Genomic DNA, 12215 nt, shown 5'->3' on the forward strand with positions numbered 1-12215 from the left:
GAACCAGTCTGTCGTATAGACATCATGAAACCATGAATTAGAACCTTGAATGATTTTAAACATATTGTGACTATTTATATAACCATAAAAATTATTAAAATCGTATTCTCCTTGATCTTGTACAATTTGCGAACGAGATGCATCCAATGTTGGATCTGATTGAATTTTATACCAAATGTTATTGCCAGATACATTATCTCCTTGAGTTTCCGCTAATAAAATCATTGGATAATAATCTGCAGAACCGCTTTGATACAAAGTTGTAGAAGACAGTGTAGGATCTCTATGAACCTCTATATTAATGCCTTTTGTTTTTATTCCAATTGTATACCTACTATAATCATCATTTTGTGAAGTGCCATTTAATTGCCAGACTATACTTGCTGCTTTTTCTCCCCAATATGGATCAGATGCATATTTAACATTAATTCCGCTAGCTTTATCCCCTAAATGTGATCCAAAATATCGTCCATTATAATCTAATGGATCGCAATATCCTTCTGAGATAAAAATTTTAGAATGATACAAAATACTGTCTGCAGGCGTATCATATCCATTGGCTCCATAATAAGGATTTGAATCAACTGCACCATGCCCAAACAAGTTGTTCTTAGTTTTAGCAATATTACTAGTTCCCCAACCACTTTCAAGTACAGCCACTCCATACATTAAAGCCGCATTAGTACCATATTGGTTTTGATATTCAATAAAATAGGAACCTAAACCATTTAATTTTCCGTTTGCTTTAGAATTTGTTAAATTATCGAAATCAGATGTAGTATGCGCTGTTTTTGAACGATGAGGTAAGTATTGAAAATAATTAAAATATGGATCATTAGAATTCACACTAGACGTATAACTGCCTGCACGATAGTCATTTATCATTGTTTGATATGAAGTATAGAAGTAATGTCCATCATAACTATAATATGGCACATTTTCTTGTAAATAGCCTGGATTATATCCAATCATTACTTTTGAAGCATAATTAGATTGATAAATATTATTTGTAGTTACATGATATAGAACACCTGAATTTACGACATAATAGCTAACAGACGAAACACTATTATAATCCACAATGCTTACTTGATTAGAATCTACCCAACCAATAACACCAGCTATTTTGAATTTAACTTTCGAATAATCCGAATTATAACCTAAAAAAGCTCCATCACTTGCTGCATAACCATTTAAATATCCTTGTTTATTGGTACTATCTTCCACATACAATGTATTTTCATTAGCGCTAGACTTTGTTCTAAAATTGACAACACCTACATCTATAGATCTAGAGCTTGTATCATTTGCCATTACCATTGGTGTACTTGAAATCTCTTCTTCCATTGCATCTGCATCAATAAAAGTTACATTCCCATTTTCATCCACGTTCGTAATTGGCTGATCTTCTCTTTGTATCTCTTCAACTTCAAAAGTAGATGAATCTGATTGAGCATGCACAGGATAACTTACTCCTAAAATCGTCAAAACTGAAATTAAAAACGTTGTTAATATTTTTTTCATTCTTTTCCCCTTTGCTATATATAAACTCATTAAATAGGATTTCATTCTAAAAGTCAATTAATCGACAATTAGTTAAACATATTCATATGTTGTCTTTTATATAAAACCCGTCATATTGCATATAAAAAGACTAGCATTAAGCTAGCCTTAAGAGAATTCCAATTAAATATCCAAGAATTTTTGAGCAGCAGTAACAATAGCCATCTTGTAGATTTCCTGCGCTGTACATCCACGAGATAAGTCATTGATTGGAGCATTTAAACCTTGTAATACTGGTCCAATTGCTTCCCAACCACCTAAACGAGCAGCAATTTTATATCCAATGTTACCACTTGATAAGTTAGGGAAAATAAATGTATTAGCATGACCTGCTACTTTTGAACCTGGTGCTTTTAATGCAGCAACTTCTGGGCTTACTGCACAGTCAAACTGCATTTCCCCATCAATTTCAAAGTCAATAGGCATACGTTTTAAACGTAAAGAAGCTTCAGTCATTTTCGCAACACATTCACCCTTTGCACTACCCATACTAGAGTATGACAACAAAGCTACCTTTGGATCAATACCAAACTGTTTAGCTGTGTGAGCTGTCTGCATTGTGATTTCAACCAATTCATCTGCATTTGGATTGATGTTGATTGAGCAGTCACCCATGATGTACTGTTGATCACCTTTTACAAGTAAGAAACAAGAACTTACCAAGGCATTACCTGGAGCTGTTTTAACTAACTGTAAAGCTGGACGAACTGTATCTGCTGTACTATAAGTAGCTCCTCCTAATAATCCATCAGCATATCCCATTTGAACAAGCATAGTTCCAAAATAGTTAGTATGTTGAAGCATTTTCTTACAAGTTTCCATGTCTAATTTACCACGACGTAACTCAACCATTTTGGTTGCCATTTCTTCCATTTTATCGAAAGATTTTGGTGACATCTGCTGGATGTTAGAAACATCAAAACCATTTTCTTTGGCACAAGCTTCAATTTCTTCTGGCTCTCCTAATAAAATAGGTACCACGATATTATTTTCTACCAGTTTGATTGCAGCTTCCTGAACACGTGGATCCCAACCTTCTGTAAATACAATTCTGGTCCCTGAGCCAGTCACTTTTTTCTCTAGTTCATTTATAATCATTTTTCACAACCTCTTTTCGTGTCTAGTATAGACTAATTGCAAGCGCTTTTCCACTAAAACAATGTGAAGTTTTTAGCATGCAAATTTACACTTTGTAAATGCCAAAAAACAGGAACCAGAATCCTGATTCCTGTTCATAATAATCGGGGAAAATGTATTATTTCTTATTTTTTACGTTTTTTCAAGAACGCTAATAAACTAGCACCAGCTGCAGCTGCTGTAGCTGATCCAGCAAACAATCCAGTTCCAACAAATACACCTGTATTTGTTCCATCTGTTTTCTTAGAATCTTCTTTCTTTGTATCAGTTCCTTGATTCTTATCTTCTCCAGTTCCAGATGGATCTGATGGCTTAACGATATTAGACACTGTTACAGAAACTGTTCTAACATTACCGGCTAAATCTAATACATCAACTGATTCATTAGTATTTACTGTATAATCTTTCTTCAATACATTTTCGGATACTCTTGTCCAACCTGGAATATCCTGAATAGGTTCATCTGCAGTAATAGTTACTGTTACAGGGCCTTCAGTTTTATCAACGGTTGAATAACTTACTTTTACTTCTGGAGCTGTTGTATCAGGAGTTTTTGTCTGATATACTCCAGCGGAGAATGTACCATAGAAAGAAGACTCCCTATTGCCAATACCAATGATAACTTTATCACCTGTATTTACAGTAATCTCATATCCTGTAAATCCATTCATTACTTCATCAGCTGATAACTCTCTAAATTTTTTAACCCAGTTGTTATAGCTTGTTCCAAAATCATTTCTATTAACCATAGCATAGATACCTAAATTATTATCGTGCTGACTAATAAATGATTTATCTAATGACTTCTCTTGCTCACCAGTTATTGGATTTATACCATCATTTACCCAATTGATATATAGAGTAGTTGTACCATCTCCATTAATTTTTTCTCCAGCAACAAACACATGACCACCATATGTTCTTGCCTTTGACCAGTAATCTGCTACACCGGTTTCTTTACCTTCTGAATCTTCACTACTAATAGGTACTAATGCATTTTTAGCTGATTCCAATGCACTATATAGTTTATTAAAAACTTCTACATCTATAGTAGTACTTCCCTTTTCAATTTCGGCTTTTGCTTCATTCAAAGCATTAATAAATGTTCTCCATGTGTTGCTATCATAATTTACAGCATCATCTGTCTTTTGACTAGCTACTATCTCATCACAAATTGCAACATAATCTCTTAAAGTAACTAAGTTTTCATCTACTTTACTTGCAAGTACAGTATCATATAAAGTCTTAATATTTGCCAAGTCTTCTGAATAATCTTTTGATGCATTTCCATTAACTCTACCAATTGACTTACTTAAAGCACTTGTTAAAGCTTCCCAAGGATCCAACTGATATTCAGAAGGATTCAACTTTGCCACTTCCTTATTAATAATTACAATTTGTTTAGCTGATTCACTTAATACATTTTGAGCCGTATTCATTGCTTTAATACAATTACTCATGTAATAAGCTTGCCAAGCTAATTTATCTTTTGCAAGTGTTGTATCTGCTAAAGCTGCCTCAGCAGTTGCCTTTTTTGTAATGTAGTCATTCTCTGTACTCGGACGATACTTGTTCTCTTCGTAAAGGCTAGCTGCTTCATTTAGCAATCTTTGAATTTCATCACGTAATTGCTGCTCTGTCCATGCATCATCATATCCACTAGGGAAACTATATGTTGTTGGTGTATCAACAATTTCATTTGTCGTAATTGCGTTACTTGGTGTAGTTTCCTCATTACCACCTGTTGCTTCTTCAGGTGTTTCAGTTGGTTCTTCTTCAACAGGTGTTTTTTCCACTGTTGTTTCTTCTTCCGGTACTACTTCTGGCTCTTGCGCTAGGATGTTCGTCGATAACATCGAACATGCCATCGTTGAAGCCATGACCGTACTGAGTACCGCTTTTCCGGTCAAAACTAACTTTTTGTTCATTATTGGTCTCCTCCTTAAAAAAAAGCTTTTTGATAACGCTTTCTTTATTGTATGATATCATACCATCCCCTGTTTTGAAAATGCACAAACAAACATTTTTACGATATTTTTTGCACTTTTTGTTGTGTTTTTGCTGTATTTTATACAATTATTGCAATAAAAAAATATGCATAGAAAAAAGCCCTGTACTTAGAAGCAATTTCATACAGGTCTTTTTCTGTTATTTTAAAGGGGGAGACCTTTAATAACCGTTATTTATTTTTTGTTTCTTTTCTTGCGAAGAAGACCAAGAATACCAATACCACTAGCAGCCACACCATCCATAGAAGCACTTAATGCTGTTGCAACACCTGTATCAACACCATCAGTCTTGCTGCTGTCTTCTTTGTTACCTTCTTCAGTAGATCCAGTGTTTCCTGTACCTTCATCTTTAGTAACATAGAATTCTGCTGTCATAGTTGAACCATAGTTTACAGTAATATCTGCTGGTTCAACATCTTTGATTAGTTTATATCCTTTAGGGATATTTACCTGATAATCTTCACCATATACAAATGTATATGTTTGATCAGCTTGACCTTTATCTGCAGAAGTAAATGTTTCTGCTGATAAAACTTCGCGAGAATCATAATCAACTACTTTAACATTTAATGTAGCTGCTTTTGTTTCTTCTTCAGTAGTGATAGCTCTTAATGTGATTGTGTAAGAAGCACCATTTTCTACGAAGAAGTCACCAGTTGTGATCAACTCATACCCAACAGGTAAAGTTAATTCACTATAATTAGCGATTCCATCTCCATCTGGATCAACGATATAATCGCCACCACCTAAGTTCTTTCCATTTTCGTCTACATATACAACATTGATTGTTTTAGAAGTTACGATTTTCTTTACAGAAACAGTCAATGGCCCATTAGCAGTATTGAAATCTCCAGAAACTGTCATTTCATATCCTGCTGGTAGATACTGTTCTAAAATTGAGTAATTATTGATTCCTTCTGGTACAAAGTAATCTCCACTGCAACTACTTCACCAGTTACAGAGTCAACAAACTGTACGTTAAGGATCACATCTTTTTGAATTTTCTCAACATTAACTTGGATTGATCCACCTTCTTCAACCATGAAGTCTACAGTGGTTGTCATCTGATAACCTGCAGGAACGTATTGACTTAATACTGAATAGTTTTGTACGCCTTCAGGTAAGAAATAATCTCCACCGCCAACTACAGTACCTGTCTCGTCAACAAACTGAACCTTCATGATTACATCTTTTTGTGTTTCATTGGCTTTTACTGTAACCTCAATGACACTTCCACCATAAAGCGATAATAAATCTCCCTGAGAAGTAATTGTATAATTAGCAATTGTAGGAAGTTCATTTGCGTTAATAGTCCAGCTTCCATCTTTATCAAGATGACTGAATAACATTGTGTTCTGTGCTACTTTTTCATTTGTAGCTTCGTCAATATAAAGAATACTTACTTTCCGGCCTAATAATTCTTCTTCAGATTGACTTTCAGCAAATATTGGAGTAGCTACACAAGGAATCATAGAAACTGCAACTAAACCAGATAGTGCTGATTTTGTGAATTATTTTCGATACACTTTAAATCACTCCATTTCTTAAATTAATTTTTTTTTGTACAAAAAAAATCTCCAATAGATGAGCGTACTTCATCTATCATGGATATAATATCTCCCCCCCGTTTGAATTTGTCAATACATAATCATTATTTTTTTACATAACTTTTTTTGAATTTCAATTGGAGTGATCAAAGTGTTTTTTACTTATTACTTATGTATTAGACAATCACACGAGAGCGGATATCTTTTATAATTATGCAGGTTAAGCCTTAAATAAAGCTAAAAAAAAGCTAGATCCTAGCAAATAGGAACCTAGCTTATCTTTAAATCAATTAATATTTAAATATTTAAATCAGATGGATGCCAATAAGAATCTAAACGATATCCTGAAACATCCAAACCAAGACGAGCAATTTCATCTTTGATTTCTTGAGATACTTCTCCGTAATAATACATTATGACATTAGCTTCTACACGTTGTTTAGTATCCGTAGCCATAGGAATGCTGCCATCGAACATAGGTGTCAATTCAATAGGAACAGCCACCATGGTCTCTTCTGAAATCACCTGTACAATAGCATCTTGACTTGTTGTATTACCGGCTTCATCGGTACTGGAAACTGTAATCGGATATTCTCCTTCTTGTGAAAGATTAACATCTCCAGTTACTGTAACTTGCATCTGTTGATCATTATCAACTGCTAAATAATACTTTGAATAATCTACATCAACTGCGTTTAAATTTATAACGATTCGATCAAGAAAACCAATAAAAGCAGGAGCAGTCGTATCCTTGTTTTCTGTTTTATTTTCTGCTACTTCACCAACTTTTTCCTGACTTTGATATTGATTAAACACTTTGAATCCAGCATAGAATACAATTCCTAGCAGTACACAAAGAATACAAATCAAAAACCAACGGCCATCGATTTTCTTTTTAGGTTTAGAGTCCGTATCTTCCTCAACCACCAAATCTTCAGCATCTTCTTCTAAAGGAATTTCTTTCTCTTCTTCTATTTCTTCTGTACTATCTTCTTCTGAAATTTTCTCAGTTTCATTATTTTCTTCAACTAACTCTTCTTGCGCTTCTAAAATTTCTTCATTCTCTGATACTTCCTCTTCAAGTACAGATTCATTTTCCTGTGAAGATTCCATTTCCTCTTGAAACATTTCTTCATCAATACCTATTTCTTTATCTAGATTGATTATTTCTTTTTCTTTTTTCTCTTCTTTTTCAAGACCTTCTAAAACGTTTATCTTTTTATGCTGTTTTCTTTTTTCCATAGAATAAAACTCCATTCAATTTTTTGTCTAGTGATATTTTAACACAAAATGAAAACAAAAAAAATTCCCGAGAAATTGGGAATACCTTTTAGATAAAAAAAAGGAGTTGTCTAATTTGACAACCCCGAAATTTACTTGACTTGATTATTAAGCTTTATGTTTTTTGAATACGATCAATCCGATTGCTACTAAAGCAACAGCACCAACACCTAAATATAATCCAGCGTTTGTTGAAGTACTTGTATTAGGGTTTTCAGCTGGAACATTTTCAGTTGATTTGTAGATTACACCAACTGGAGATAAATCTTCAAATGTTGCAGTAATCATCTTAGTATCATAGTTAACTTCATCTGGTTTAATAACTTCCCAGCCTTTATCAGCTTTTGTACTGTAGTGTAGTACATAAACTTCACCAAGTTCACTTGTTAAGTTTGGAACTTCCCAGCTAATTGTTACATTTTCTTCAAGACGATTTCCATCTGCATCAAATGCCTGTAAGTCCTGAAGTTTTGTCAACAATGAAAATTCAGATAAATCGATTTCTACACCTTCAGGCAATGCAACTGTTTCACCAGAGAAAGCTTCTGTCAATGGTGTTCCTGCATTCAACTGTTCGATAATGTCAGCTGCCTTAACATCCTGCTCGTTTTCACTTGATGTTAAATAAGATAAATCATCTACGAACTGAGCATAAGAACCTTCAACTACTACACCATCAACAAGAACTTCACCACTTGGTGTTCCATTTGAAGTAATACTTCCTGCAGCAAATGCTGGAGTCAAGCTCATGCAGATTGCTGTAGCTGTACCTAATCCTAACGCAAATTTCTTAAATATATTCTTCATATTAATTCTCCTCCTCATAGAATAATTCTACGACCAATTGTTGTAATGCTTCCTGATCCACTTCAAATTCATCATGCAGTTCACCGATTTTATTTTCTCCTTGCAATGTATAGAAATCAGAATTGGAATCATAAGAATAGGATAACAACATTGAAGAAAATGATTGAATATCATCCAAAGTAATATTCGTTGTCATATCCTTGCAGACATTATACAACAATTGTACAGTATTATCAAAATCATTAGTTAACATCTCTTTAATTTTTTGCACATATGCTCCAATATACGCTTTTTGCCTTTCCATACGATCTGTGTTGGAAAAATCCTGCTCAGTATCACGTGTTCGAACAAAGCTCTCAACATTGTCTGCATTTAATGTTACAACACTTCCTTTTGTCCATGTTGGATCTACTTCCACTAAAGAATCATTTGGAACTGTTACCTGTAATTCTCCAACAACATTTTGCAGTTCTGGTAAAATTGAAAGGTCCATAGCTGCAAAATGGACGACTGGTACATCATATAACAATTTAGATACCGCTTGACTTGTTAACATGGCACCATTTTTAGGAGAATCCCCATAAGCATAAGCCAATCCTAAATGTTGTTTATCCCATCCAAGATCATTGTGTTCAACATCAAATAGATGGATATCTGTCATGATATCTCTTGATAATGCAATAACCTGGATGGATTCTTCCTCTCGGTTTAATAATACCAACTGCATTGCATCAGCCTGTCCCATTTGTTCTGGGTCAGTGGAGTCAATACCCATAAAAAGAATAGATACAATAGAAGAATTATAATCATATTTCTTACCATTATACTCAATGTGATGATAATCCGAAGCAGAAGAAACATCTTCGTTAGAAGGTCTTTCATTAAAAAACAATAACATGCTCATCAAAGCAAGGATCAAAAACAATATAACAGCTATCAAACCTAATGTTTTAGCCTTATTTTTCTTCGTAGTAGTATTCATAGCCATAATTCTTATAGTCTACTTGATCTTTTTTCACACGATTTAAAACAGATCCAATGACACGAGCACCATTTCGTTCTAGTTGTAACTTAACACGCTTTAGATCTTGTTTCTTTACAAAGTCATTACGAACAACTAAAACCACTCCATCTGTAACACGTCCAATGATAGCTGCATCCATGGCTGCATTCATTGGTGGCGTATCGATAATGATATAATCATATGCATTTCTTAAACGATTAATGATATTTTCAAAGATTTCTCCAGATAACAACTCTGTTGGGTTTGGTGGAATTTTACCAGCAAATACAATATCTAAATTAGGAATTGTTGTCTCTTCAATGATTTGTCCTGATTGTCTTGAAAGAGCTTCCGATAAACCAGCAACTTTATGTCTTACTGTAAAGAAACGTTTTAAAGAACCTTTTCTTAAATCGGCATCAATCAATAAAACACGTTTATTAATTTGGGCAAAGCTCTTTGCCAAATTAAATGAAGCAATTGTCTTTCCTTCATTTGGAAGCACACTTGTCATTGTAATAACCTGTACACCTTCTGAATAAATTAAGTTTGTCCTTAATACCTTAAATGACTCCGTTGAAGCTGTCGTCATGGTGTTATAACGAATTTCTACTAATCCTTGTTCCATTTCTAAGCTCCTTTCTTGTTGTTTTTAGCCATTTTCTTAAAATCCATTTGTGGATCATCTAAAACTACGGCAAGTACAGGAACATTCAATGTATTCTCTAGGTCATCTGCCGAAGTGATATTGTCACTTAATACAAAGCGTAAGAAAATGTATCCTAAAGTAATCACTAAACCAGCAACCGCACCTAAAATCGTCATTCTAGAACGAGACATACCAACACGTGCAGCATTTTCAATAGCTGTTTCTACTACATAAGGTTGCTGTGCATCAATTTCGCTCACTTTTTGAACACCATTATCCATAATTGAGTTTGCGATATCTTTGGCAAGCTCTGGTGTATCCGCTGTAGCAGTGATACTTAAGATACGTGTATCTTCAGTATTTGTTATAGAAATTAGATTGCTTAATTCTTTGGTAGACATATCTAAATTCAACTCATCAATCGTGCTTTCCAAAACCGGACGTGATTTAAAAATAATTTCATAGTCTTTGGTAAGCTGTGTTCCTACCTGAAGATCTTGAATTGAGATAGAAGAGGATCCATTTCCTCTTAAGTAAACCATAGCTGTGGATTGATATTCTGGATTTACCAAGAAAATCGAATATCCTAAAGCCAGCACTGCTCCTAGCAATAAGCCTAATATACAAGTTAACCACTTCGTCTTTAATCTAAGAAAAAACGCTCGTAGATCAATTTCAATTTCATCATTTTCTCTTGTCACTTTATCTGAAGCCATATTTTTCTCCCTTCATACAAATAACCGCTTTATTATACACTATAATAATAAATAATGCTTTCTTTTTTATTATAAGACTTCATCATCTAAGATGATTAAAGGATTTCGAAGAAACAATTGATCGGCATATTCAGTATCTGTTAATTTTATAACCACTTGATATGCATCACTCAGTTTTTCAATACGGTTTCCTACAGTTCGATGTGTATCGCTGGCTACTAGATGAATCATCTTATTTTTTACTAAATGATGAGCGTTTCTTTGAATCACTTTTCCTTGAAATCCCATCAAACTTGTACGATTTGTCTGCAATAAACATCCCATTTCCAACCAGTTTTCAACCATTTCAAGATCTAAACCTGTAGGAAAGAAACGCTCAACATGAGCTATGATTGGAATAAATCCTCGACAAAACAATTCATCCAGATACTCATCTATATAAGATATGTAATGAATATCTCTTGATAGATCAAATTCAACCAGCATATATCGTGATTCATTCAATGTCTGAAAAATCCCATTATCTAAACTATCCAGAAAATCAATATTCATAAACATCTCAGCGCCCGAATAAACAAAGACACCCATTTCCTTTGCAATCTCCATCAATTCCTGTTGTCGTAATAAAATGTTTTGAAAAGCGACTGTATCTGTTTTTCCGCAAATAACATGCGGTGTTGAACAAATTCCTACTATTCCATCTTCCTTGGCTTGTTCAAGAGCCTTGATGGCATCTTCTTTGGTCTTGATTCCATCATCTACATCCCAGGCAATGTGAGAATGTAAATCAATAAATGCTTGTGGCATAACTTTAATCCTTTCGAATTACAACACCAGAATTTTTAAAGATACTATTTTCAGGAATCACCCCTCTTACACAAGACGTTGGATATACATTACTGCATTTACCAATAATGGTTCCTGGATTTAAAACACTGTTGCAGCCAACTTCAACATAGTCTCCTAACATAGCCCCAATTTTCTTTAAACCTGTTTCAATTTGTTCTGAATCTGATTTGATTACTACAAGCTTTTTATCCGATTTAACATTTGAAGTAATTGAACCAGCTCCCATATGCGCCTTATAGCCTAAAATACTGTCTCCTACATAGTTATAATGAGGAACCTGTACATTATCAAACAAGATAACATTCTTTAATTCCACACTGTTTCCAACCACGCAATTAGCTCCAACCAAAGCCGATCCACGAATAAATGCACCATGTCTTACTTCTGTTTCTGGACCAATGATACAAGGTGCTCCAATATAAGCACTCTCAAATACATTGGCACTTTTATGTACCCATACATTTTCTTTTACTTCTTCATAAGAATCATCCAATGTCTTTCCTAAAGAAACAATAAACTCTTTGATTCCCGAAAGCGCCTGCCAAGGATACTCATACTGAGATAAGTAATCGCCAGCTAAACTATGTTCTAAACTATATAGTTCTTTAACTGTATACATATCGTTCCTCCTAGTAATTATTCTTTTCAACAAAC

12 protein-coding genes are annotated in these 12215 nt (G+C 34.1%); all 12 read right to left on the bottom strand.

All coding sequences use genetic code 11. The annotated features are described in order from the left end of the window. Positions 1-1524, bottom strand: a 1524-nt coding sequence (locus HMPREF0367_RS08825) for an N-acetylglucosaminidase (RefSeq protein WP_051335237.1), incomplete at its 3' end; no start/stop codon positions are given. 162 nt (positions 1525-1686) lie between these two features. Then, complete coding sequence (gene pta / locus HMPREF0367_RS08830; RefSeq protein ID WP_187365576.1) at positions 1687-2661, bottom strand: phosphate acetyltransferase; 975 nt, start codon at positions 2659-2661, stop codon at positions 1687-1689. A 164-nt stretch (positions 2662-2825) separates the two neighbouring features. Beyond that, positions 2826-4628 (bottom strand): hypothetical protein, encoded by a 1803-nt coding sequence (locus HMPREF0367_RS08835; RefSeq protein WP_035403444.1) that lies wholly within the window; start codon positions 4626-4628, stop codon positions 2826-2828. A gap of 255 nt (positions 4629-4883) precedes the next feature. Then, on the bottom strand, positions 4884-5573 hold the full coding sequence (locus tag HMPREF0367_RS08840) for a hypothetical protein (protein ID WP_035403447.1): 690 nt from the start codon (positions 5571-5573) through the stop codon (positions 4884-4886). 26 nt (positions 5574-5599) lie between these two features. Next, positions 5600-6181 (bottom strand): hypothetical protein, encoded by a 582-nt coding sequence (locus HMPREF0367_RS08845; RefSeq protein WP_035403450.1) that lies wholly within the window; start codon positions 6179-6181, stop codon positions 5600-5602. 372 nt (positions 6182-6553) lie between these two features. Continuing rightward, the gene (locus tag HMPREF0367_RS08850) at positions 6554-7498 is read right to left on the bottom strand and encodes a DUF5011/hyalin repeat domain-containing protein (RefSeq protein ID WP_035403453.1); all 945 of its coding nucleotides are present in this window, start codon (positions 7496-7498) and stop codon (positions 6554-6556) included. 147 nt (positions 7499-7645) lie between these two features. After that, on the bottom strand, positions 7646-8344 hold the full coding sequence (locus tag HMPREF0367_RS08855) for an LPXTG cell wall anchor domain-containing protein (RefSeq protein WP_035403456.1): 699 nt from the start codon (positions 8342-8344) through the stop codon (positions 7646-7648). 1 nt (position 8345) lies between these two features. Continuing rightward, positions 8346-9332, bottom strand: coding sequence for an LCP family protein (locus HMPREF0367_RS08860; protein WP_081683670.1), 987 nt, complete (start codon positions 9330-9332; stop codon positions 8346-8348). Further along, positions 9301-9975 (bottom strand): CpsD/CapB family tyrosine-protein kinase, encoded by a 675-nt coding sequence (locus HMPREF0367_RS08865; protein ID WP_051335239.1) that lies wholly within the window; start codon positions 9973-9975, stop codon positions 9301-9303. Before HMPREF0367_RS08865 ends, HMPREF0367_RS08860 begins: the two co-directional genes overlap by 32 nt. A gap of 2 nt (positions 9976-9977) precedes the next feature. Continuing rightward, entirely contained in the window at positions 9978-10712 is a 735-nt protein-coding gene (locus tag HMPREF0367_RS08870) for a YveK family protein (RefSeq protein WP_035403459.1), read from the bottom strand. A gap of 69 nt (positions 10713-10781) precedes the next feature. Then, positions 10782-11519, bottom strand: coding sequence for a tyrosine-protein phosphatase (locus HMPREF0367_RS08875; protein WP_051335240.1), 738 nt, complete (start codon positions 11517-11519; stop codon positions 10782-10784). A 4-nt stretch (positions 11520-11523) separates the two neighbouring features. Further along, positions 11524-12180, bottom strand: a complete 657-nt coding sequence (locus HMPREF0367_RS08880; protein WP_035403463.1) for an acyltransferase — start codon at positions 12178-12180, stop codon at positions 11524-11526. Between the last annotated feature and the right edge of the window lie 35 nt (positions 12181-12215).

This window comes from Faecalitalea cylindroides ATCC 27803 (assembly GCF_000469305.1).
Taxonomy (GTDB): Bacteria; Bacillota_I; Bacilli_A; order Erysipelotrichales; family Erysipelotrichaceae; genus Faecalitalea; species Faecalitalea cylindroides.

Bases quoted from the DNA above. Each gene is read 5' to 3' on its own strand.
- HMPREF0367_RS08855 (WP_035403456.1), bottom strand. From the start codon at position 8,344: ATGAAGAATATATTTAAGAAATTTGCGTTAGGATTAGGTACAGCTACA.
- HMPREF0367_RS08870 (WP_035403459.1), bottom strand. From the start codon at position 10,712: ATGGCTTCAGATAAAGTGACAAGAGAAAATGATGAAATTGAAATTGAT.
- pta (WP_187365576.1), bottom strand. From the start codon at position 2,661: ATGATTATAAATGAACTAGAGAAAAAAGTGACTGGCTCAGGGACCAGA.
- HMPREF0367_RS08835 (WP_035403444.1), bottom strand. From the start codon at position 4,628: ATGAACAAAAAGTTAGTTTTGACCGGAAAAGCGGTACTCAGTACGGTC.
- HMPREF0367_RS08865 (WP_051335239.1), bottom strand. From the start codon at position 9,975: ATGGAACAAGGATTAGTAGAAATTCGTTATAACACCATGACGACAGCT.
- HMPREF0367_RS08875 (WP_051335240.1), bottom strand. From the start codon at position 11,519: ATGCCACAAGCATTTATTGATTTACATTCTCACATTGCCTGGGATGTA.
- HMPREF0367_RS08860 (WP_081683670.1), bottom strand. From the start codon at position 9,332: ATGGCTATGAATACTACTACGAAGAAAAATAAGGCTAAAACATTAGGT.
- HMPREF0367_RS08880 (WP_035403463.1), bottom strand. From the start codon at position 12,180: ATGTATACAGTTAAAGAACTATATAGTTTAGAACATAGTTTAGCTGGC.
- HMPREF0367_RS08850 (WP_035403453.1), bottom strand. From the start codon at position 7,498: ATGGAAAAAAGAAAACAGCATAAAAAGATAAACGTTTTAGAAGGTCTT.
- HMPREF0367_RS08845 (WP_035403450.1), bottom strand. From the start codon at position 6,181: ATGATTCCTTGTGTAGCTACTCCAATATTTGCTGAAAGTCAATCTGAA.
- HMPREF0367_RS08840 (WP_035403447.1), bottom strand. From the start codon at position 5,573: ATGACAGTTTCTGGAGATTTCAATACTGCTAATGGGCCATTGACTGTT.